We start from the raw sequence: 22,018 nt of genomic DNA, 5'->3' as shown, positions 1-22,018 counted from the left end.
ACACCAAATATTGTACAGCCATTTTTTGTTGGGGTTAATCCTGCGTGTATAAATGCTTGAAAAGGTTTAATTTAAAAGAGTTCAACAAGTAAACGCCATTAATAGCTAGTTTAATTTAATGATCATTTATTTTTAATGATATAATAATTTCATTTAGGGAGGCATGTTATGGGTAGTTTAGTTGTAAGCGGTTTGACTAAAAAATATAAAACATTGACTGCTGTAAAAAATGTGGATATGAGCATTTTGGAAGGTCAATTTATTGCGTTACTAGGGCCCAACGGATCTGGGAAGACGACAATTATTAATATGCTAACAGGCTTAATTCAGCCAACTGAAGGAACAATCCAACTAGATGGGCAAAAGGTTGGGACATACGAATATCGCAAAAAGTTTGGTGTCGTTTTTCAAAATAGCGTTTTGGATTCAGATTTAACCGTTGAACAAAATTTAAAAATTCGAACGGGTATGTATTCGCTTAAGTCAAATGCATGGCTGAATAAACTATTGGATTGGTTTAGTCTACGTCCAATTTTAAAGCAAAAATACGGATTACTTTCGGGCGGACAAAGAAGAAGGGTAGATATTGTTAGGGCCCTAATACATAAGCCTCAAATTCTAGTGTTGGATGAACCTTCCACAGGATTAGATATTCAAACAAGAAAAGTTATCTGGAAAGTCATCCATGAAATTAGGGAAGTTACTGGAATGACAGTTATTTTAACAACCCATTACTTGGAGGAAACCGAACAAGCAGATTTTGTTTTCGTCATGGATCATGGACGAATTATTGTAAAAGACTCAATGGAGGAACTAAGAAAAAAATATGCTAAGTATAGGTTAACAATTACAACGAATGAGGCTAGTAAATTAGTTGAAGAAGTTAAGGATACTTACCTTTCGATAAGTGAAGAGTACAATCACGTTATTATTCAAATAGATAGTACTCAAGAGGTGATAAATTTTTTAAGTACTTATCGCCGTTACATTGAAGACTTTGAATGCGAAAAAGATGATATGAATACAATTTTTCTAACGCTGACTGGAAAGGATATTCGATGATATGAATAAATTTGTAAAAAGAAATTTGATGCTATTTTTTGTCAGTAAAAGTAATGTTGTGTTTTCGTTATTAGGCGCACTGATTGCATTCATCTTATATATAATTTTTCTTAAATCACAAATAACCAATGGATTACCCTTTGGAAAAGAAACTGACATCTTAGATCCTTGGTTGACTGGCGGAACATTAACGGTTACAGCCATTACTACTACGCAAAATGCTCTGAGTCAGATGATTATAGATCGGGAACGTGGACAGTTAGCAGATTTTTTAATGACCGAGCTTGAATTTTGGAAATTACAGTTAGGATACTTACTTAGTGCATTTATAATAGGTATAGTGATGCAATTAGCCATGTTAAGCGTTATGTATGGATATTTTGCAATAGTTGATCAATTAATAATGCCATGGTTTCTACTTGGTAAAATATTAATTGTAATTTGCCTAAGTAGTTTGGTTTGGACCGCTTTTAATTTGTTATGTCTTAGCCTTGTCAAGAAAATAGATACTCTTGGTCGACTTGGAACGATTATTGGTACCGCTTCGGGATTTTTTGCAGGAGTATATTTGCCTATTGGTGCGGTACCAGTTTCTGCACAAACCTTAATGAAATTAACGCCCGCGCCCTACAATGCAGCATTATTTCGTCAAATTTTATTAGAAAAAACAATGAATCAAAAATTTACGGGAGATGCTCTAGGACAGAGAAGTATTCTAGAAAAGGAATTAGGAATTCGCATTTACATAGGGAAATCGTTATCAAATGAACAAATCATTTTAATATTGATATTATTTTTTGTTTTATTTTTGTTTCTTTCTTTAGGATTAATGAGATATAGCCGTAACGCTGCTGTCGAAAAAGAATAAATTTAGGTGCAAAATAAAAAACAGAAATTGATGTTAAAATCCGTGCACAGACTTGGTCCCTTCAAGTCGACAAAATAATTAACGCAAAATTAAGTATTTTAACTTTTGGGTACTTCAATAAACTAAAATTTTTTACAAATACTAGTTTTTAGACATAAAAAAATCCCCCTGTCGTTAACAAATGAATTTCGATTTTTCATCTGTTAATGACAGGGGAATTATTTTATTTATCAGTATTGATAATATTTAAATCTTGTAGTCGTCATCACTCATTGTTTCAACGTTACCAAGGCGGTAGCCGTTACCAACTTGTGAGAAGAAGTCATGATTTGATGTTCCAGTTGAGATACCATTCATAACAATTGGATTAACATCAGCTTCTGTATCGGGGAACAGAGGATCTTGACCTAGATTCATCAAGGCTTTATTAGCGTTATAACGTGTGAACGTTAATACTTCGTCTGTCCAACCAATATCATCGTAAAGCGTGTGTACATATTTTTCTTCGTTGTCATATAAGTCATACAGGAAGTTGTACATCCAATCCTTGATGTCCTGTTGTTCATTGTCACCAAGTTCTTTTAAACCTAGTTGGAACTTGTATCCAATATAAGTTCCGTGAACTGATTCATCACGTAGAATTAATTTGATAATTTCAGCAACGTTGTTTAATTTATTATGGCCTAAATAATATAACGGAGTGAAGAATCCAGAATAGAATAAGAAAGTTTCAAGAAATACACTAGAAATCTTTTTCTTTAATGGATGTTCATCGTCGTGATACAACTGATAAATGCGTTTGGTTTTATTTTGGAGAAATTCTTCTGAGTCACTCCAATCAAAGATTTCGTCAATTTCAGAAGGGGTGTTTAGAGTTTCGAAAATTGACGAATAACTCTTAGCATGAACAGATTCCATAAATTGGATGTTGTTTAATACAGCCGTCTCATGAGGGGTCCGAATATCACGTCTAAGAGCAGCCATTCCATCTTGTGATTGAAGAGTATCAAGTAAAGTTAAACCACCGAATACGTGGCCGACAACCCACTTATGGTCTTCATCCAGTTCACGCCAGTCACTAAGATCATTTGAAATCGGAATTCGAGTGTCCAACCAAAATTGTTCGGTAAGCTTTTCCCAGGTTGCTTTGTCAATCTGATCTGAAACAGCGTTCCAGTTAATTGCGTTATAGTTTTCCATTAAAAATCCTCCGTCCGTTAAATTGAGCAGCTTTCACATTGATTTACGCCAACTTCACCGTCGTTATCCGTAAAGGTCCGGATGTAGTAAATTGATTTAATTCCTTCGTGATGAGCATAGTTACGAAGAATGTTAAGATCACGGGTTGTCATCTTTTCAGTTCTTCCTTCCTTCCAGTCATAGATTCCAGCAGGAATTGTTGAACGCATGAAGAAGGTCATACTCATTCCTTGGTCGACGTGCTGTTGGGCGGCCGCGTAAATATCAACCACTTTTCGCATATCAATGTCATAAGCTGACTGATAGTATTTTAACGTATCGTTCGATAAATATGGAGCTGGGAAGTAAATTTTTCCAATTTTCTTTTCTTGACGTTCCTCAACGCGATTAACAATTGGTTGAAGGCTAGCAGTAGCATCGTTAATGTAAGAAATTGATCCGGTTGGTGCGACCGCCATTCGGTTTTGATGATAGAGTCCATCGGCCATGATATCGGCTTTGAGTGCTTTCCAGTCGTCAATATCTGGAATGTCAATTCCTGCGAATAATTCTTTTACGCGATCCGATTGAGGTCCGAAGTCTTTTTCAAGATATTTATCAAAATACGAACCATCCGCATATTTACTTTTATCAAAGTTGTGGAAAACTTGTTGACGTTCTTTGGCAATTGCATTAGAAGCTTTAAGTGTCCAGTAGTTTAATAACATAAAGTAAACGCTAGTGAACTCAATTGAATCAGGTTCACCATAGTAGAGGTGATTCTTAGCAAGGTAACCATGAAGCCCCATTGCCCCTAAACCAATTGTGTGCGCAAGAGCATTTCCGTTTTGAATTGAAGGAACAACATCAATATCTGAATGATCGGTCACAAAAGTAAGTGCTTTAACCATTGTCTCGACGGATTTACCAAAGTTAGGGGTCTGCATCATGTTAACAATGTTAGTTGAGCCGAGGTTACAACTAATATCGGTTCCTAACTTAGTGTAATTTTGCTTGTTGTCAATTACAGAAGGTGTTTGGACCTGCATAATTTCGGAGCAAAGATTACTCATAACGATTTTTCCATAAATTGGATTATCGCGGTTAGCTGTGTCAACGTTAACAACGTAAGGATAGCCGGATTCTTGTTGAAGCTTTGAAATTTCGTTTTCAATATTTCGGGCTTTAACCTTAAACTTCTTAATTTCAGGGTTATTGACCATGTTGTCGTATTCTTTAGTAATATCAACGTAAGCAAATGGTTTTCCATAAACCTTTTCAACGCTGTAAGGACTAAATAGGAACATGTCATCGTCATGCTTGATTAGATCGTAGAATTTGTCCGGAACTACGACTCCAAGTGAAAGAGTTTTTACTCGGATTTTTTCATCTGCGTTTTCTTTCTTGGCAGATAAAAACGAAATAATATCAGGATGGAAGATGTTTAAGTAAACAACACCGGCTCCTTGACGTTGGCCAAGTTGATTAGCGTATGAAAAACTATCCTCTAGCAATTTCATTACCGGAACAACGCCACTAGCAGCGCCTTCGATTCCTTTGATTGGGGCACCGGCTTCACGTAGGTTGGTTAGGTTAATACCAACGCCACCACCAAGCTTTGAAAGTTGCAGAGCGGAGTTAATTGTTCGACCGATTGAATTCATATCATCATTTGCTTGAATTAGAAAACACGAAACTAATTCGCCACGATGTTTTCTCCCTGCGTTTAAAAAGCTAGGCGTTGCGGGTTGATAACGTTGATGAATAATTTCATCCGCAATATTCATTGCTAGATCTTCATCACCATCGGCAAAGTATAAGGCGTTCATTGCTACGCGGTCAATAAAGTTTTCTAAGTAATATTCATTATTGTTCGTCTTTAAGGCGTATTGAGCATAAAATTTATATGCGGCCATAAATGATTTAAAATGAAAGTTTTGTGATTTTAAGTAATCGTAAAGTTTTTCGATAAATTCGAATGAATAGTTATCAATCAGTGCGGATTCAATGTAATCTTCCTTAATTAAATAATCAAAACGATCACGTAATGAATCAAACTTCATCGTATTGGCGTTGACGTTTTCAGCCAAAAATGCGGCAAGGGCATCGTGATCCTTATTTAACGGGATTTGGTTGTTAACAGGGATATTAATTTCGTTATTTAAATCATAGTAAGTAACATCTTTTAGGTCTTTTAGGGTCATAATTTGAATCCTTTCCTTTCATTAATCAAAAATAAAAGAACGTTCTCTTAAAATCGTAAAATAGAACGTTCCAGACGATGAATTAGCGTTGAGCATGAACTAGATCGCTAATTTTTTTAATAAATCAGGTCTAAAGCCAGCAACGGCGTTTTCTTCAGAAAATTCAACAACAGGTACGGCTTGAAAACCTTTATTTTTTAAATAATCAATATATTCTGGATTAACATTGATATTACGTTCCTCAAAGTTAACTCCGTTTTCGGAAAGGAAACGCTTTGTCATTTTACATTGCATACAATTGTTTTTGGTATATACGACTACAGTCTTCATAAATGATCCCCCTTATTTCTTGATCTTGGTTCTAAGTATACAACAAATCATGCCAAATTCAACTAAAAAAGCACAATATATAGTTCGCGATTAGCTTAGTCCACTATATATTGTGCTATAACCGGTAAGTAATTTACTTGTTAAATTAGATGGTAACTGAATTTACAATACGCTATCATATTAATAGAGAATGGAGGACTTTTCAATGACAGATTATTATTTTACTGAAAATCCGAACGCGGAACACGCCGAGAAGCATTGGAGCTATCAGCTTTTGGGGCATGAATTAAATTTTATATCGGATCGTGGTGTTTTTTCTAAAAATACGATTGATTTTGGAACCAGAACGTTACTTGAGGCACTACAAATTAGTCAAAAAGATGAACGAATTTTGGATGTGGGATGCGGATATGGTCCAATTGGAATTGCACTTGCCAAAAAGTTTAGTAATCTTCAAGTTGAAATGACGGATGTTAACGAACGCGCTTTGGAATTGGCGAAGAGAAATGCACAAGCTAACGGTGTTGACCGGCAAACTACAATTTATAAATCGGACGCTTACATCAACGTTGAAAGTACTAATTTTACAACGATTGTTTCTAATCCGCCCGTTCGAGCGGGAAAAACTGTTGTCGATACAATTATTTCTGAAGCTAGACAACATCTAGTTCCCGGTGGACAACTTGTGATTGTTTTGCAAAAGAAACAGGGTGCACCATCTGCCAAAAAATTAATGGAAAGTACGTTTGGCAACGTTGAAGTTTTAAAAAAGAATAAGGGATATTATATTTTAAGAAGTGAACATGAATAAATTAACTGAAGAAGAAATCACGTTTTACATGAATGAAGCCATTAAAGAAGCAGAGTTTGCTAAAATGATTGATGAGGTACCAATTGGTGCGGTGGTTGTTCATGATGGTCAAATCATTGGCAGAGGTCATAACTTAAGAGAACATTCACAGGATGCAACGACGCATGCGGAAGTTTTAGCGATAACAGAGGCTTGTGCATTCTTGAATAGTTGGCGGCTATGGGATTGTCAATTATTTGTAACGATCGAGCCTTGTTTAATGTGTAGTGGAACAATCATTAATTCACAACTACCAGCAGTTTTTTTTGGAGCACGAGATCCGAAGGCCGGTGCAGTCAGGAGCTTGTATACCGTGCTTGAAGACTCAAGGCTAAATCACCAAGTTGAAGTAGTTGAGGGGATTCAATCCGAACAAGCGGCACAACTAATGAAAACTTTTTTTAAAGAAATTCGCCAAAGAAGAAAAAAAACTAAGTAAAATAGTGGAAATTTTTTGGAAATTCTAGTATCATAGTTATTGCCGTAAGGCCTTGAGGCAAGGTTAGGCTTACGAATTGTGTCAGGTCCGGAAGGAAGCAGCACTAAGTCTGTTCTAGCTTGTGCCTTAAGTTATTGAGCAAATAAACGAACTCTTAGTCCATTGGGCTAAGGGTTCTTTCTTTAAAAAAACAATTTTAGAAAGGATATCAAATGAGCTATCAAGCATTGTATCGAGTTTGGCGTCCACAGAGATTTGATGACATGGTTGGTCAAGACGTTGTTACAAGGACGTTGAAAAATGCCTTAATGACAAAGCAAACCAGTCATGCCTATCTTTTTACCGGACCGCGTGGAACCGGGAAAACTTCCGCAGCTAAAATTTTTGCTAAAGCGGTTAATTGCCATTTTCTAAAAGATGGTGAGCCGTGTAACGAATGTGTGACTTGTAAGGCGATTACTGCGGGAACGTTAAATGATGTAATTGAAATTGATGCTGCATCTAACAATGGCGTCGAAGAAATTCGAGATATTCGAGATAAGGCAAAATATGCGCCAACCGAGGCGGACTATAAGGTCTATATCATTGATGAAGTTCATATGCTTTCAACGGGGGCTTTCAACGCTTTATTAAAAACATTGGAAGAACCACCAGCAAATGTGATTTTTATTTTGGCAACAACCGAACCGCAAAAAATACCATTAACAATCATATCAAGAACTCAACGTTTTGATTTTAAACGAATTACTCCGGCCCAAAGCTATGACCGAATGGTTTTCATTTTGGATAGCAAGGGAATTAAGTATGATCCAAAGGCCCTATCAATCATCGCCAAGGCTGCAGAAGGTGGAATGCGGGATGCCCTTAGTATCCTAGATCAAGTAATTTCGTTTGGTGACGAAGAGGTTACACTGGATAATGCACTGTTGGTAACGGGAAGTGTCAATCAAACACTGCTGGACCAGTATTTAACGCAAGTTTTTAATCGAGAAACGTCTAAGGCGTTAGAGACATTACACCAAATTTTGGATGAAGGTAAAGATGGCCAACGGTTGATTGAAGATTTAATTACCGTTCAACGCAATATATTGTTGTATCAAGAAGATCCAGAATTAGTTCGCGATCAGAGTCTAAATGACCTTTCGGATCAATTTGTTGAAGAAGCGAAGATGGTTACGGGAGTAGAACTGTATCAGATGATAGATACATTAAATGATATTCAACAGCAGATGCGATTTACGACGCATCCTGATGTCTATCTAGAAGTACTAACAATTAAGCTATCCCAGCGTTCAGACTCACAGCCCGTCCAGGCGGCAGGTGTTGGTAATGCTCCAGATTCTGAGGCTGAAGAAGTTGATCATCTTCGTTTAGAGATTGATCAATTAAAAAAAGAAATACAAAAACTCAAACAAAACGGTGGCGGTCAGCCTGCTGGTAAAACAACGAGTAGTAAGGCTAAACCACAAAAAAGAGCTACCTCAGGCAAGCAGACTAAAACGCCAGCTAATTTGACCAAAATATATCCAATTTTGGAAAATGCAACCAAGAACAATTTACAAGAAATGCAAGAGCTTTGGCGCGATTTAATGGATATGCTATCAGTTACGCAACGGGCCTTAATGCACGTATCTAAGCCAGTTGCTGCTAGCCAAGACGGAGTAGTGGTCGCGTTTAGTTACGACTTTTTGTTTGAAAAAGCGGTGGATAACGAAGCACTCCGAAGCGAACTTCAGGAGAATTTAGCAAAATTAACGGGCTCTGATTTCAAGGTCGTTTATGTTACAGTGGAAGAGTGGCCAACGGTTCGTTCTGGATTTTTAAATACGCATCATTTTGAGAAAAATGAACGTGAAAAAGAAAGCACTGATGAGACAGAGGAACCAAAACCAAACGAAGAAACGGATAATTCAGTTGTGGATAAAGCCGTTGAATTATTTGGATCAGAAAATGTAAAAATAGAAAAAAATTAAAGGTGGTAATAAATATGCGTGGTGGAATGGGAAATATGCAAAGTATGATGCGTCAAATGCAAAAGATGCAAAAGCAAGTGACACAGGAACAAGAAAAATTAAACGAAACTGAATTTACCGGAGTAGCTCCAGATGAAATGGTTAAAGTCGTTTTTACCGGTGATCACAAAATGAAGGATATTATAATTAATCCTGAAGCAATTGATGAAGACGATCCAGACATGTTACAAGACCTAATTGTAGCGGCAGTTAATGACGCAATGAATAAGGTTGATAGTGAAACTAACAAAACAATGGGAAAGTACACCCGTGGGATGCCTGGAATGTAATTTAAGTTATAGGTGGTAAACTAAAATGCAATATCCAGAACCAATCGCTAAATTAATTGATAGCTTTATGAAGTTGCCGGGAATTGGATATAAAACAGCAACCCGCTTAGCTTTTTTCACCTTAGACATGGAAAAAGACGATGTAACTAATTTTGCTAAAGCTTTAATTTCGGCTCAACGCGATCTAAAGTTTTGTAGTATCTGTGGAAATATTACGGAAGAAGATCCGTGCGAGATTTGTCAAGATCCATCGCGTGATCAAAAGACGGTCCTAGTGGTAGAAGATTCTAAAGATGTTATGTCTATGGAACAAATGAAAGAATATCACGGACTCTACCACGTTTTACACGGCGTTTTGTCACCGATGGACGGAAAGGGACCAGAAGATATCAACATTGCAAGTCTGCTAACGCGTTTGCAAAAAAATGAAGCAATTGAGGAAGTAATCATTGCAACCAATGCCACTCCGGAGGGCGAGGCAACAGCAATGTATATTTCTCGGCTAGTAAAACCTTCTGGAATTAAAGTTACTCGTTTAGCCCATGGGCTAGCGGTTGGAAGTGATATCGAATATGCCGATCAAATGACTTTGTATAAAGCTGTCGAAGGACGAACAGAGATGTAACTTTAAAATTATTTTTTAAATGGGTTAACGCAATTTTGATGGTGCGTTAGCTCATTTTTTTAAAATTGATATTGAATAATTTTATTTTTGGTCAATAGACAGTCTCTAAAATGTACAGTAGAATGAAAATAATAAATATTAAATAGGCAAGGCGGGTAAATACTGGTGAACGGGCATTTTATTTCATTTGAAGGTCCCGATGGGGCAGGCAAAACAACGATTCTTCAAGCAATGGTGGATCATTACAGAAAGCGCTTAAAGGATCAACTAACGATAACAAGAGAGCCCGGCGGTAACCCGATTTCAGAAGCAATTCGATCAATAATTCTTGATAAAGAAAATACTGAAATGGACTCAAGGACAGAAGCGTTATTGTACGCGGCAGCAAGGCGTCAACACCTGGTAGAAACAATCTTACCGGCACTTCAACAAAATCATGTTGTTTTTTGTGATCGATATGTGGATAGTTCAATCGCATACCAAGGGGCAGGAAGAATGATTGGTGAAAAAGCTGTTTATGACATGAATCTTTTTGCAACAGAGGGTGAGTTGCCGGAGAAGACAATCTATTTGGATGTCCCGTCTGAATTAGGTTTAAAGCGAATTATGACAAACCGAACCGATGATGTGGATCGATTAGATTTAGAAAAATTGGATTTCCATCAACGGGTACGAGATTCTTATTTGAAATTAGCAAAAGAATATCCTGAACGGATCGTGGTTATTGATGCTAGTCAGGATTTAGAAACCGTTAAAGGTGACACAATTAAAATATTAGATCAAGTTATAAAATAGTGGGGGATGAAGACTATGGCAACAAAATTAGTTATTGCAATTGTACAGGATAAGGATGCAAGTCGATTAAGTGATGTATTTATTGATAACGATGTTCGCGCAACAAAGTTATCCACAACCGGAGGATTTCTACAATCTGGGAATACGACGTTTATGATCGGAATTGAAGAAGAACGTGTTCAAGAAGTTCTTGAATTGATCAAAAAGGCCAGTCATACACGCGAAGAGTACATGACACCTTCTGTTAACATGGATGTTAACATGGAGGGAACAACGTCATATCCAATTAAAGTTCAAGTTGGTGGAGCTACGGTATTAGTTCTACCAGTCGATCAATTTGAACGATTCTAGTGGAAGAAGTGAAGAACATGGTTAATCAGGCTGTGGAAAAACAACCTGAAATTATCAAGCGTTTTAACGGGATGATTGCTAACCAACATCTAGCACATGCGTACCTGTTGACCGGTGCCGATGGTATTGGTAAAAAAGAGGTAGCGCAGTGGGTAGCAATGCGTTTGTTTTGTATTAATCTACAGGGAAATCAGCCGTGTGGGGTCTGTGAAGAATGCACAAGAATCATGTCGGGCCAACATCCTGATGTCGTCGAGGTCGCACCGGATGGACAATCAATTAAGGTTGGACAGGTTCGCTTTTTAAAGGCTGAGTTTTCTAAAAGTGGTGTAGAGGGTTCCAGAAAGGTATTTATTATTGAACATGCCAATAAGATGACCACTAGTGCTGCCAACAGTTTGCTTAAATTCATTGAGGAACCGTCGGGCAATGTTACTGCATTTTTACTTTCGGAGAGTAGAAGCTTAATGCTGCCAACAATCATTTCGAGGACTGAAATTATTGAATTAAAACCGCTACAAAAAGCACGATTAATTCAAAATCTTGTTGAAAGAGGCGTTTTGGAATCGAATGCAAAAATTCTGGTTCGATTGACTAATGCAGCGGATGAGATTGATCAATTGCTTGAAAATGATTGGATTAATGATGCGCATAAGGCTTTAGAGAAATGGTTTTTAACTGCGTCGAATGGTGATATAACGGCTTTTGTTGATGTACAAACAAAGTTAATGGCGTTGGCAAAGGACCGCTTGCATCAAGAAAAAATTCTAGATTTAATGCTGTTATACGCAATGGATTTATTAGAATTAAAATTTAATCAAAAGGAAATTGCGTACGAATCGAGTCGGCCACGGTTGGCTGAATTGGCTGCGCAAACAACCGTTAATAAGTTGCTGATGGTTTCAGATATAATGCTTCCGCTACGAAATAAATTGAATCAAAATATTAACTTTCAGGGAATTGTTGAAAAAGCAACAATTGAATTATGTAATTTATTTAAAATGAGAGGGTGATGGTGTGGATAAAAAAGATTTATTTGATCAAATAACAGAGGTCACGCGGAATACTGAGGATTTGTTAAATAAACTACACGAGACCCAAAGTGCCATGACTGAAATCATGGAAGAAAATGCCGAACTAAAAATTGAAAATCAACATTTAAGAGCGCGGCTGGAACAGGCTACGGCCAATGAGCATGAAAATGAACATACCAAAAATACAAAACACGGTCTTTCGAAATCACTTCAAAATTTAGAAAAGTTATATGCCAGTGGTTATCACATTTGTAACGAGTTTTTTGGAAAACATCGCGAAGGTGAAGAAGAATGTGCCTTTTGTTTGACCGTAATTTATGGAGATCGATAAGATGTTAACTCAAAAAAGCTTTATTGAACCGGACAGAGGAATGTTGTATTTGGTGCCGACTCCAATCGGAAACCTTGAAGATATGACTTTTCGGGCCATTAAAATTTTAAATAGTGTAGATTTGATATTAGCCGAAGATACGCGCAATACACAAAAGTTGCTAAATCATTTTGAAATTGAAACTAAACAAATGAGTTTTCATGAACATAACACTCAGCAGCGAATTCCAACCATTTTAAAGATGCTTGAAGAAGGTAAGAAAATTGCTCAAGTGTCCGATGCTGGAATGCCATCGATTAGTGATCCAGGCCATGAACTAGTAAAAGCGGCGGTGGCTAAGCATTTAAACGTGGTCCCGTTACCAGGAGCGAACGCGGGGATAACAGCATTAATTGCTTCAGGAATCGCACCGCAACCATTCACTTTTTATGGCTTTTTGTCTCGAAAAACTAAAGAACAAAAAGATGAACTGGATGCTTTAAAAAATGGTTCAAATACCATCATCTTTTATGAAGCACCACACCGTCTGGCCAAAACGATTAAACATATCGGTGAAAGCTTTGGTCCAACGCGAAAGATGGTATTGGCTCGTGAACTAACAAAGAGATATGAAGAATTTGTCCGTGGCACAATTGAAGAAGTGAGTGAGTGGATTCATGAAAATGAAATTCGAGGCGAGTTCGTGGTGATTGTTGAGGGTAATGCGCATCCACAGGCCAGTGTTCGAAGTGAATGGGATGCTCTAACTATTAACGAACATGTGCAAAAAATAATAGATGAAGAACAGGTTAAGCCAACCGTCGCAATCAAGCAGGTTGCTAAATTGAGAGGCTTAACAAGGCAAGAAGTATACGACATTTATCATCAGTTATAAAGGTAGGAGAGAAAGATGCCCGGAAAGAAATATGAAGAAAAACACCTGGTGACATATTACGAAGGTGATCAAACCGGAACGATGACCATCTCGATGATGATCAATGTAATGATTTTAATTTCTGATAATCAGAGTCAAGCACTAGGAGTTGGCCCCGAAGTTGTCGATCAAACGGGCTTAGGATGGGTAATTACGCAGTATACGATGAATATTACGCGATTGCCTCGAGTTGGTGAAGAAGTTCTGGTTGGGACGCAGGCAGTTAATAACAATGATTACTTCTGTCAGCGTGATTTTTGGATTAAAGACCAAACTGGAAAAGTAATTGTTAAGACAACGTCAATTTTTGTGTTGATGGATCGAACAACGCGAAGAATGCATAAACTCTTACCAGAGCTCATTGAGTCCTACGAGTCCGATAAAGTTAAGCGAATTATTCGTTTGCCAAAATTAAGCGATGTCGAAGGAACTGAAAACAGTCAAGATTATGCGGTTCGCTATTTTGATATTGATACCAATCATCATGTTAATAATGCGAAGTATTTTGAGTGGGTTTTTAATACAGTCGATGAAGAAGTTTTAAATAACTATTTTCCAACGATGGTTAACATTCGTTACCATGTTGAGATTCAACCGCATCAAATGGTGCACAGTGCTGTTAGTTTTGATCAAAAAAGTTTGAAAAGTAGTCATAAAATTTCTGTTGGTAATACTTTATGTTGTGAAGCAAACGTTGAATGGAGTCACCGTTAAGGTTACAATAAAGCGTAGTTAACGCTAATAGTTTAATTGGAGGATAAATTAATGAGTATTCTTGTAGTAGGTGGGGCTGGCTATATCGGCTCTCATATGGTTAAACGTTTAATTGAAAAGGGAAATGATGTTGTCGTTGTTGATAACCTGTCAACAGGACACCGTGCGGCGGTTGGCGCTAATGTACGATTCTATGAAGGTGACGTGCGGAACCATGCCTTTTTAAAGGGTGTTTTTGATCGCGAAAGTATTGATACAGTGGTTCATTTTGCGGCTTTTTCGATTGTACCAGAATCGATGGAAAAGCCACTTAAATATTTTGATAACAATACTGCCGGAATGGTCGCATTATTAGAAGAGATGCGTGATCATGATGTTAAACGAATTATCTTTTCATCGACAGCCGCTACTTATGGAGTACCAGAAAAATCCCCAATTGAAGAAACGGATCGCCAAGAACCAATCAATCCCTATGGTGAAAGTAAATTGATGATGGAAAAAATTATCAAATGGGCAGATAAGGCGTATGGAATTAAATTTGTAGCGCTACGTTACTTTAACGTTGCCGGTGCCTATCCAGATGGTTCAATTGGCGAAGATCACGGACCAGAAACGCATTTGACTCCTATTATTTTACAAGTTGCTTTAGGAAAACGGGAGCAGCTCCAGATTTTCGGTGACGATTATAATACTCCGGACGGAACCAATGTCCGTGATTATGTGCACGTACTTGATTTGGTCGATGCTCATATTTTGGCGATCGATTATCTTAAAGATGGAAATGAAAGTGACGTATTTAATTTGGGTTCATCGACAGGGTTCTCTGTTAAACAGATGGTCGAAGCGGCACGGATTGCAACTGGTGAAAAAATTCCAGCGAAAATTGCTCCAAGACGCCCCGGCGATCCAGACTCATTAATTGCCGCCAGTGCTAAGGCACGTAAGGTATTAAACTGGAATCCTCAGTATGACGACGTGAAAGAAATTATCAAGACTGCTTGGAATTGGACTAAAAAACATCCCAATGGTTATGAGGACCGTTAATTAGGCGGTTCAAAGTGTTTAAAGGAGGCCGGAGATAAAATTCTCGGCCTCTTATTTTTGCACCATAAACTGATTTTGGAAAATGAGATTAGACAGCTAGTTGTCGTTATAACTTTTCTGTAGGATAATGTAAAAAGGGATAAATTAAGGGAGCGAAATTAATGAAAATTTTAGCGATAGACACGTCTAATATTGCCCTTAGCGTGGCAGTTTTAGATTCTGAACGGCTATTAGCGATGCAAACGACCAATATCAAACGAAATCATAGTAAGCAATTGATGCCAATTATTTCACAAACTGTTGAAGAAGCGGGAATTAAATTGGCTGATTTAGATCGAATTGTTGTAGCCGAAGGGCCAGGATCGTACACGGGATTAAGAATTGCGGTAACAACGGCAAAGACGCTCGCATTGACATTGGGGATTGAATTGGTAGGAATTTCAAGTCTAGAAATGTTAGTTCCAAATGCGACGCAAGACGGTTTGGTTGTTCCGTTCTTTGATGCCCGCAATGGAAATGTTTTCGCAGGGATTTATGAAAAGAACGGCTTAGAAATTAAAAAAGTAGTCGAAGATCAGCACATTAATTTTCTAGAACTGTTAAACAAAATTAACGAGTTAGGGAGACCAGTTTATTTTGTTACAACACAGTTTAAAGATTTTCAACAACTGGTTGAAGACACGTTAATTGTTGTGGCTGAACACTCAAGTGACTTAAATAGTTTACCCAATGCCTATGCACTTGGACTGCTAGGAATGAACAGGCAAGAACTGGAAAATGTGTATACTTTTGTGCCGGCATATTTACGGGTAACCGAAGCCGAAAGAAATTGGAAGGAAAAGCATCCAAACGATGAAAATAAAGAATCATATGTTAGACAAATTAATTAATTGGGTGAAGTATACTTTTTTTAATCGAACTCGTCGTTTGAGAGAGCAAGCTTTTGAAATTCAGCATCATAACGTCGTGATTGAGGGTCAAAGTTATTTTATTGCTCAAGCGACTAATACTGATATTCCAGAAATTTTAGCGGTTGAGCGTGCGGTCTATGATGGTCAAACACCATGGGATCGAATGGCGTTTGCTAATGAATTGCGAAGAAAGTTAGATCGTTTATACCTGGTAATTAGGCATAATGATCAACTACTCGGTTTCATCGGCGCATCATTTGACGACCGCTCTAAACAGGCGCATATTACCAATGTTGCTATTATTCCTGAATATCAAAATCGCGGAATTGGTTCGTATTTAATTGAAGCGATTATAAAAAAAGCACAATTTATTGAATACAAAACGCTGACTTTAGAGGTTCGAAAGAGCAATATTACAGCACAAGCGCTATACTTAAAGCTTGGATTTGAAAAAACTGGAATAAAAAAGAGATATTATTTCGGTGATCATGAAGACGCGATTGATATGACACTAGATTTATCGAAATGGCGAGGAGGATATCGTGGATCAAAATAGTTTAATATTAGCAATTGAATCAAGTTGTGATGAGACCAGTGTGGCCGTTGTTAAAAATGGTGATATAATTTTATCTAACATTATTGCCACTCAAATTAATAGTCATCAGCGCTTTGGGGGAGTCGTTCCTGAAGTAGCCAGCCGACATCATATTGAGCAAATAACAATTTGCATCGATCAATCGTTAAAACAAGCTGATGTTGATAAAAAAGACTTGGACGCGGTTGCAGTAACCTATGGACCGGGACTAGTTGGCGCATTATTAGTTGGCGTTTCAGCGGCTAAAGCATTTGCATACGCCAATAATCTACCATTAATCCCAGTTAACCATATGATTGGACATATTTATGCGGCTCGGTTTGTCAAGCCCATTGTCTTTCCATCATTGGCACTGTTAGTTTCTGGCGGACATACCGAATTAGTTTATATGCCATCTGAAAACGAATTTAAGATCATCGGCGAGACGCGAGATGATGCGGCAGGCGAAGCCTATGATAAGGTTGGCCGGGTAATGGGATTAAAATATCCCGCTGGTAAGGCAATCGATGAGCTGGCACATGAAGGTCAAGATACCTTTCATTTTCCACGGGCAATGGAACATGAGGATAACTTCGATTTTAGCTTTAGTGGACTAAAAAGTGCGTTTATTAATACAGTGCACCATGCTGATCAAATTAACGAGGAATTGAGCAAAGCGGACCTCGCTGCGAGTTTTCAACAAAGTGTCGTAGACGTAATTGTTGACAAAACGGTCCGTGCTTGTGAACAATTAGATATCAAGCAATTAATTCTGGCTGGCGGAGTTGCTGCAAATCGGGGGTTAAGGGATGCACTTGATGCAAAAATTAGTGAAAAGCTTGACGATTTGGACTTTGTTAAGGCACCATTAAAGCTGTGCGGGGATAACGGTGCAATGATCGGAGCCGCTGGTGAAATGCTAATGCGACACGACCAGTTTGCTGACATGACATTGAACGCCGATCCAAGTTTAGAGTTTGATTGGGAACCAGAAGCGGTTAAGTAAAGTAAAGAGCAGGTGAACGACATGACTGAACAAATGCATCAAATCCATCAGGTTATAAAAAAAGGAATTGACGACCATAATATTTTTGGCGCTTCGTATAGTCTTATTTTGCCAAACGAAATTGAAAGTCGCTACGAAGGCGTTCAGGGTGAAAACGAATTAGCCATCGCACTAGACCCATCGATGATTTATGATTTGGGTTCAATGACAGAGGTGATTGCAACAATCACTCGAATTTTTCAGTTGTTGGCAATTCGGGAGGTCGGACTAAAAGACCCAGTGACTAAATATCTACCGGGCTTTAAAAACGCAGGAATTACAATATTACATTTGTTGACGCACACTAGCGGGCTGCCAGTTGAAATTAATGGCACAAATCATTTTACTGGTGTTGAGTTTACAAATGCTCTTTATAATGTTAATTTGGATTTCAAACCAGGCGATCATGTCCAAATTTCACCACTAAACTTTGCTGTTTTGGGAATTATAATTCGGGCTGTGGATGGCTCGATTGATCGAACTGTCCAAGATCGAATTCTATATCCTTTAGCAATGACCAATACCGGATTTAACCTTAACCGACCTAAAATTAGATTTGTTCCGACGAGAAAAGACGCCAAACGGGGCCAAATTCAGGGGCAAGTTGAAGATAAGTTGGGACTGTTGTTAAATGGTGAGAGTGGCTATGCGGGGCTATTCTCAACTTTAAACGACCTAACCGTTTTCACCGAAATGATGCTTAGTCGTGGAAGTTACCAAGGAAAAGAAATATTAGATCCGCAGCTATTTGACGTGATTGACCGTTTTGATATCGACGGACAGTCGCTGGGCTGGAGTAGATTTGAAGAGGATAAAGACATCTTTTACGGTAAAAGTCCAACTGGAATTATTGCCTTTAACCTAAAAAAGCAACAGGGAATGGTTGTTTTGCATGATTTCGTGGAGGACAGAGATGCTCGAGAAGAAATGGCCAATGGTCTATTGCGTGTAATCAAGTAGAGGAGGTGGAATAAATGGAAAAGATGAAATTATCTGAGGCAACAACTAGGAGACTCCCGTTATATTATCGTTGTTTGAGTGAGTTATCGAAAAAGGGCGAAGACAAAGTTTCTTCTGCAATTTTAGAAGACCTATTAAAAATTGACGCAGCAACGATTCGTCGCGATTTCTCTTATTTTGGTCAAATGGGACGGCGTGGATATGGCTATGACGTTAAAACGTTACTGATGTTGTTTAATGATGCATTAAAGCAGGATACAACTGCTAATGTTGCTTTAATCGGGGTGGGAAACCTAGGTCATGCGCTGTTGAACTTTAAATTCCACCAAATCGGGAACGCTCGGATTAGCGCAGCATTTGATGTTAACCAAGAAATTGTGGGTACTGTGCAAAGTAAGGTTCCGGTTTATGATATTAGCGACATCCAAGAACAAATTAAGGAACAAGATATTACGGTTGCAATTTTAACCGTTCCGGCTTCGGCTGCACAGAAAATGGCCGATATGTTGGTTAAAGCTGGAGTTCATGGAATTATGAATTTCACAACTGAATTAATCGACGTCCCCAGTCGGGTTATTGTTCAAAATGTTGATTTATCAGTCGAACTTCAAGCATTAATTTATTCGATTAACCATCAAAATCAAGCCGATCTATTTTAAAAGTAATTAAAAACGGTATCTAAGCGGATGCTGTATATTTCAAAAATAAAAGTTCACACTTTTACTCTTGAGGTATACATCGCAAGCTTAGATACCGTTTTTTTATTTTAAAATCATTAATTTTCAGCGGTTATTAGAGATTTTTAATTATAAAATATGAATTCCGGCTTTTTCACATTGATCGATCATCGTTTGGGGCCAAACGCTAGCTTGAACTTCGCCAACGTGTGCCTTACCAAGTAAGAGCATGCAAATTCGCGATTGTCCAATTCCACCGCCAATTGTATATGGAAGTTCGTGGTTCAAAAGCATTTGGTGATAAGGTAACTTAATGCGGTCTTCAGCATGAGCGGCTTTAAGCTGTTCTAACATCGATTCTTCACTAACTCGAATACCCATACTAGATACTTCTAAGGCCTTTTGAAGAGGCTCATACCAAAATAGGATGTCTCCGTTTAACTTCCAGTCATCATAGTCCGGTGCGCGTCCATCATGGCGCTTTCCACTACGCATTGGTCCGCCGATTTGCATTAAAAATACACAACCTAATTCTTTACAAATGGCATCTTCACGCTCTTTGGGACTCAGGTCGGGGAAACGATCTTCTAATTCTTGAGTGGTAACAAAGTGAATTTGGTCTGGAAGATGATGAACAGCTTGTGGATATTTATACCAGACTTCGTGTTCCATATGTTTGATAACCTTAAAAATGTTTTTAACGGTGTCTTTTAAAGTTGTCAAGTTCCGTTCGTCTTTTGCAATCACTTTTTCCCAATCCCACTGGTCAACATAGATTGAATGAATGTTGTCCAAATCTTCGTCTTTACGAATGGCATTCATGTTGGTATAAAGGCCACTATGAATTTTAAAGTCAAAACGCTTTAATGCAACCCGCTTCCATTTTGCAAGGGAGTGCACGATTTCAATGTCTTCACCGGGCATATCCTCCATGGTGAACGAAACGGGGGTTTCAACACCATTTAAGTTATCATTTAATCCGGTATCTTTTGGGACAAACATGGGCGCTGATAGACGAGAAAGATTTAATTCTTTACCAAATTCATCTTGGAAAGTTTCACGAATATAACGAATTGCTTCTTGAGTTTCACGAACGGTTAATTTTGAATCATATGATTCGGGTATGATTAAATGCATAGCGTAGTTCTCCTTTTTTAATTTTATTAAATTTTGAGGACAAAATAAAAAGCCTTCCATCCCAACTAAAGGGACGAAAGACTTTTCGCGGTACCACCCCAGTTGCTCATAAATGAGCCACCTCAATAAGAGTACTAACATACTCCTCCGAATGGTAACGTACCGGTAACGTCTAAGCCTACTATAACATGAGTTATTTCAGTTAGAAACTAAGAAAGTGTTATTCAGAATCAACAGGGTCTGATCGGGTTCGCACTAATCCCAACTCACTGACAGAATGTTAAAACCTACTCGTCTCTCTTTTTGTCTTCATCATTTTTTAATTTTTTATTATAATAGCATTTAAATTTGAAAATGTAAAATTTAAATTTAATTTTTAAAAGATTAATGGTTTTTAGCCGCTAAAAAGAGTACTTTAGAGAAAAGTTAGTATTGGAGGAAGCGTATGATTTCGGATGTTTTGTTAGTAATCGATTTGCAGAATGGGGTTTGTCATTCAAACGGTGATATTGATCATTTAAGTGAGCTAGTTGAAAATACGAATAGCATTATTCAAAGCTATCGGATTGCCCATCGACCAATTACTTTTATTCGTCATCATGAAGAGGGGCTGGAACAAGGCTCAAGCGCATGGCAGTTGCTCCCAGGAATTGATCAACGGCCAACGGATACTTTTTTGGGTAAGACACATGCAAGTTCTTTTTTCCATACGAATTTGATGTCGACGTTCGAGGAGATTAACGCAAAATCAATTGAAATTTGTGGAGCACAAACTGAGTATTGTATTGATGCTACGGTTAAGTTTGCGCATGGATTAGGTTTCCAGGTCCAAATGAAAAAGGGCGCCACATCGACGTATGATAATGCGTACATGACGGCTTCACAGACGATTAGTTTTTTTGAGACGATATGGAAGGACCGTTATTTAAAATTATATTAGTTCGTCATTGAAGTTTAATTTGCCAAAAATTGTTATGATTATTTTGTAAAAAATAGCGGGGGTATCTAACATGGACAAAGGCTTAATAGTGAACACTAAGGGTGGAATTTTTAGTATTTATGGCAAATCTTTTAGTGAAAATTTGGATTTCTTTTTTGAAATAGCGAAAACTTCTTTTGAAGATCAGATTCTATCGATTGAGTTTAAGACAGGCGATCGGGTTTTATTAATGAATCCAATTGTAACGGTGAACGATGAATTTAATTTAACAATTTCAACGGCTGATAGAATTATTGTTGATTGTAAATTGCCAATTAATCCTAAAGTTACCAAGCGAATTACATACACTCAAATATCGGCGGAAGAAGCTAAAAAAGAATCTGGAAGTTTAGAAAGTATCGTGGATATTCGTGGAAAAAATGCTTTCCAAATTAAATGGAATTAATACATGGGACTATCAATTCGATGATTTTTGACCGAAAATAATGATTAAATTCAGATAGAAGCTGAAAAAAATTCAGTTTTTTATCTGAATTTTTTTGTTTTCCGTTCGATCCTATAACGAGGAGGACAAAAAGATTAATGCGATTTAAGCTTTTGGTTATTAAAAAAACTTATCACCAATATTGCCGATTGGTTAACCCTGTGAATAAAAATTACCTAAAGAACAATCTTTGACGGATTTTAAAAAAGTAAACTAAAATATTTTTGTTTTTAAAAACTACGCTTTTTC

The 22,018-nt window shown here is 37.7% G+C and carries 25 protein-coding genes, 1 other RNA gene and 1 other annotated feature; of the genes, 22 read left to right on the top strand and 4 right to left on the bottom strand.

Annotation, left to right across the window (positions count from 1 at the left end; translation table 11 throughout):
- Window positions 1-168 precede the first annotated feature (168 nt).
- Window positions 169-1,062, top strand: a complete 894-nt coding sequence (locus IV81_RS03445) for an ABC transporter ATP-binding protein (protein ID WP_057802320.1) — start codon at window positions 169-171, stop codon at window positions 1,060-1,062.
- 1 nt (window position 1,063) lies between these two features.
- Window positions 1,064-1,930, top strand: a complete 867-nt coding sequence (locus IV81_RS03440) for an ABC transporter permease (RefSeq protein WP_057802318.1) — start codon at window positions 1,064-1,066, stop codon at window positions 1,928-1,930.
- 246 nt (window positions 1,931-2,176) lie between these two features.
- On the opposite strand, the gene nrdF is transcribed toward IV81_RS03440, so the two are convergent.
- The 3 genes from nrdF to nrdH form a co-directional block, all read right to left on the bottom strand.
- Window positions 2,177-3,130, bottom strand: coding sequence for a class 1b ribonucleoside-diphosphate reductase subunit beta (gene nrdF, locus IV81_RS03435; protein ID WP_057802316.1), 954 nt, complete (start codon window positions 3,128-3,130; stop codon window positions 2,177-2,179).
- Window positions 3,131-3,147: 17 nt separating this feature from the next.
- A complete protein-coding gene (gene nrdE, locus IV81_RS03430; RefSeq protein WP_057802314.1) occupies window positions 3,148-5,313 on the bottom strand; it encodes a class 1b ribonucleoside-diphosphate reductase subunit alpha in 2,166 nt (721 codons plus the stop codon).
- A 99-nt stretch (window positions 5,314-5,412) separates the two neighbouring features.
- The gene (gene nrdH / locus IV81_RS03425) at window positions 5,413-5,643 is read right to left on the bottom strand and encodes a glutaredoxin-like protein NrdH (protein WP_057802312.1); all 231 of its coding nucleotides are present in this window, start codon (window positions 5,641-5,643) and stop codon (window positions 5,413-5,415) included.
- A gap of 205 nt (window positions 5,644-5,848) precedes the next feature.
- Here nrdH and IV81_RS03420 point away from each other — a divergent pair, with 205 nt between their 5' ends.
- From IV81_RS03420 to IV81_RS03340, 18 genes are all read left to right on the top strand, one after another.
- Window positions 5,849-6,454 carry a class I SAM-dependent methyltransferase gene (locus IV81_RS03420; protein ID WP_057802310.1) on the top strand — a complete coding sequence of 202 codons (606 nt, stop codon included), beginning with the start codon at window positions 5,849-5,851 and terminating at the stop codon, window positions 6,452-6,454.
- Window positions 6,447-6,932 (top strand): nucleoside deaminase, encoded by a 486-nt coding sequence (locus tag IV81_RS03415; RefSeq protein ID WP_057802308.1) that lies wholly within the window; start codon window positions 6,447-6,449, stop codon window positions 6,930-6,932. Before IV81_RS03420 ends, IV81_RS03415 begins: the two co-directional genes overlap by 8 nt.
- A 49-nt stretch (window positions 6,933-6,981) precedes the next feature.
- Window positions 6,982-7,068: signal recognition particle sRNA small type (gene ffs, locus IV81_RS09205), an RNA gene on the top strand.
- Window positions 7,069-7,144: 76 nt separating this feature from the next.
- Window positions 7,145-8,905: a DNA polymerase III subunit gamma/tau gene (dnaX, locus tag IV81_RS03410; protein ID WP_057802306.1), complete on the top strand. Its 1,761-nt coding sequence runs from the start codon at window positions 7,145-7,147 to the stop codon at window positions 8,903-8,905.
- 14 nt (window positions 8,906-8,919) lie between these two features.
- The gene (locus tag IV81_RS03405) at window positions 8,920-9,234 is read left to right on the top strand and encodes a YbaB/EbfC family nucleoid-associated protein (protein ID WP_057802304.1); all 315 of its coding nucleotides are present in this window, start codon (window positions 8,920-8,922) and stop codon (window positions 9,232-9,234) included.
- A gap of 25 nt (window positions 9,235-9,259) precedes the next feature.
- Entirely contained in the window at window positions 9,260-9,859 is a 600-nt protein-coding gene (gene recR, locus IV81_RS03400) for a recombination mediator RecR (protein WP_057802302.1), read from the top strand.
- A gap of 165 nt (window positions 9,860-10,024) precedes the next feature.
- The gene (gene tmk / locus IV81_RS03395) at window positions 10,025-10,654 is read left to right on the top strand and encodes a dTMP kinase (RefSeq protein ID WP_057802300.1); all 630 of its coding nucleotides are present in this window, start codon (window positions 10,025-10,027) and stop codon (window positions 10,652-10,654) included.
- A gap of 15 nt (window positions 10,655-10,669) precedes the next feature.
- Complete coding sequence (locus IV81_RS03390; protein ID WP_057802298.1) at window positions 10,670-11,005, top strand: cyclic-di-AMP receptor; 336 nt, start codon at window positions 10,670-10,672, stop codon at window positions 11,003-11,005.
- A 17-nt stretch (window positions 11,006-11,022) separates the two neighbouring features.
- A complete protein-coding gene (gene holB / locus IV81_RS03385) occupies window positions 11,023-12,018 on the top strand; it encodes a DNA polymerase III subunit delta' (protein WP_201780913.1) in 996 nt (331 codons plus the stop codon).
- Window positions 12,019-12,022: 4 nt separating this feature from the next.
- A complete protein-coding gene (locus IV81_RS03380; RefSeq protein WP_057802294.1) occupies window positions 12,023-12,370 on the top strand; it encodes a DNA replication initiation control protein YabA in 348 nt (115 codons plus the stop codon).
- A 1-nt stretch (window position 12,371) separates the two neighbouring features.
- On the top strand, window positions 12,372-13,244 hold the full coding sequence (gene rsmI / locus IV81_RS03375) for a 16S rRNA (cytidine(1402)-2'-O)-methyltransferase (protein WP_057802292.1): 873 nt from the start codon (window positions 12,372-12,374) through the stop codon (window positions 13,242-13,244).
- Between the two features lie 15 nt (window positions 13,245-13,259).
- Window positions 13,260-13,997 (top strand): acyl-[acyl-carrier-protein] thioesterase, encoded by a 738-nt coding sequence (locus IV81_RS03370; RefSeq protein ID WP_057802291.1) that lies wholly within the window; start codon window positions 13,260-13,262, stop codon window positions 13,995-13,997.
- A 51-nt stretch (window positions 13,998-14,048) separates the two neighbouring features.
- Window positions 14,049-15,041, top strand: a complete 993-nt coding sequence (gene galE, locus IV81_RS03365) for a UDP-glucose 4-epimerase GalE (protein WP_057802289.1) — start codon at window positions 14,049-14,051, stop codon at window positions 15,039-15,041.
- A gap of 161 nt (window positions 15,042-15,202) precedes the next feature.
- Window positions 15,203-15,931, top strand: a complete 729-nt coding sequence (gene tsaB / locus IV81_RS03360) for a tRNA (adenosine(37)-N6)-threonylcarbamoyltransferase complex dimerization subunit type 1 TsaB (RefSeq protein ID WP_057802287.1) — start codon at window positions 15,203-15,205, stop codon at window positions 15,929-15,931.
- The gene (gene rimI / locus IV81_RS03355; RefSeq protein ID WP_057802285.1) at window positions 15,912-16,508 is read left to right on the top strand and encodes a ribosomal protein S18-alanine N-acetyltransferase; all 597 of its coding nucleotides are present in this window, start codon (window positions 15,912-15,914) and stop codon (window positions 16,506-16,508) included. The genes tsaB and rimI overlap by 20 nt, the downstream gene beginning before the upstream one ends.
- A complete protein-coding gene (gene tsaD, locus IV81_RS03350) occupies window positions 16,495-17,532 on the top strand; it encodes a tRNA (adenosine(37)-N6)-threonylcarbamoyltransferase complex transferase subunit TsaD (protein WP_057802283.1) in 1,038 nt (345 codons plus the stop codon). Before rimI ends, tsaD begins: the two co-directional genes overlap by 14 nt.
- Window positions 17,533-17,553: 21 nt before the next feature.
- Window positions 17,554-18,531 (top strand): serine hydrolase domain-containing protein, encoded by a 978-nt coding sequence (locus IV81_RS03345; protein ID WP_057802282.1) that lies wholly within the window; start codon window positions 17,554-17,556, stop codon window positions 18,529-18,531.
- 14 nt (window positions 18,532-18,545) lie between these two features.
- A complete protein-coding gene (locus IV81_RS03340) occupies window positions 18,546-19,190 on the top strand; it encodes a redox-sensing transcriptional repressor Rex (protein WP_057802280.1) in 645 nt (214 codons plus the stop codon).
- A gap of 147 nt (window positions 19,191-19,337) precedes the next feature.
- On the opposite strand, the gene asnA is transcribed toward IV81_RS03340, so the two are convergent.
- The gene (gene asnA / locus IV81_RS03335; RefSeq protein ID WP_057802278.1) at window positions 19,338-20,345 is read right to left on the bottom strand and encodes an aspartate--ammonia ligase; all 1,008 of its coding nucleotides are present in this window, start codon (window positions 20,343-20,345) and stop codon (window positions 19,338-19,340) included.
- 66 nt (window positions 20,346-20,411) lie between these two features.
- Window positions 20,412-20,658: a binding site (T-box leader), on the bottom strand.
- 132 nt (window positions 20,659-20,790) lie between these two features.
- On the opposite strand from asnA, the gene IV81_RS03330 reads away from it, so the two are divergent.
- Both IV81_RS03330 and IV81_RS03325 read left to right on the top strand, forming a co-directional pair.
- Window positions 20,791-21,285, top strand: coding sequence for a cysteine hydrolase family protein (locus IV81_RS03330; protein WP_057802277.1), 495 nt, complete (start codon window positions 20,791-20,793; stop codon window positions 21,283-21,285).
- 70 nt (window positions 21,286-21,355) lie between these two features.
- On the top strand, window positions 21,356-21,730 hold the full coding sequence (locus IV81_RS03325) for a hypothetical protein (RefSeq protein ID WP_057802276.1): 375 nt from the start codon (window positions 21,356-21,358) through the stop codon (window positions 21,728-21,730).
- The last annotated feature ends 288 nt before the right edge of the window (window positions 21,731-22,018 follow it).

Origin of the sequence: Pediococcus stilesii, from assembly GCF_001437075.1 — a bacterium.
In the GTDB taxonomy this organism is placed as follows: domain Bacteria; phylum Bacillota; class Bacilli; order Lactobacillales; family Lactobacillaceae; genus Pediococcus; species Pediococcus stilesii.
This window is presented reverse-complemented; position numbering and strand designations above follow the sequence as displayed.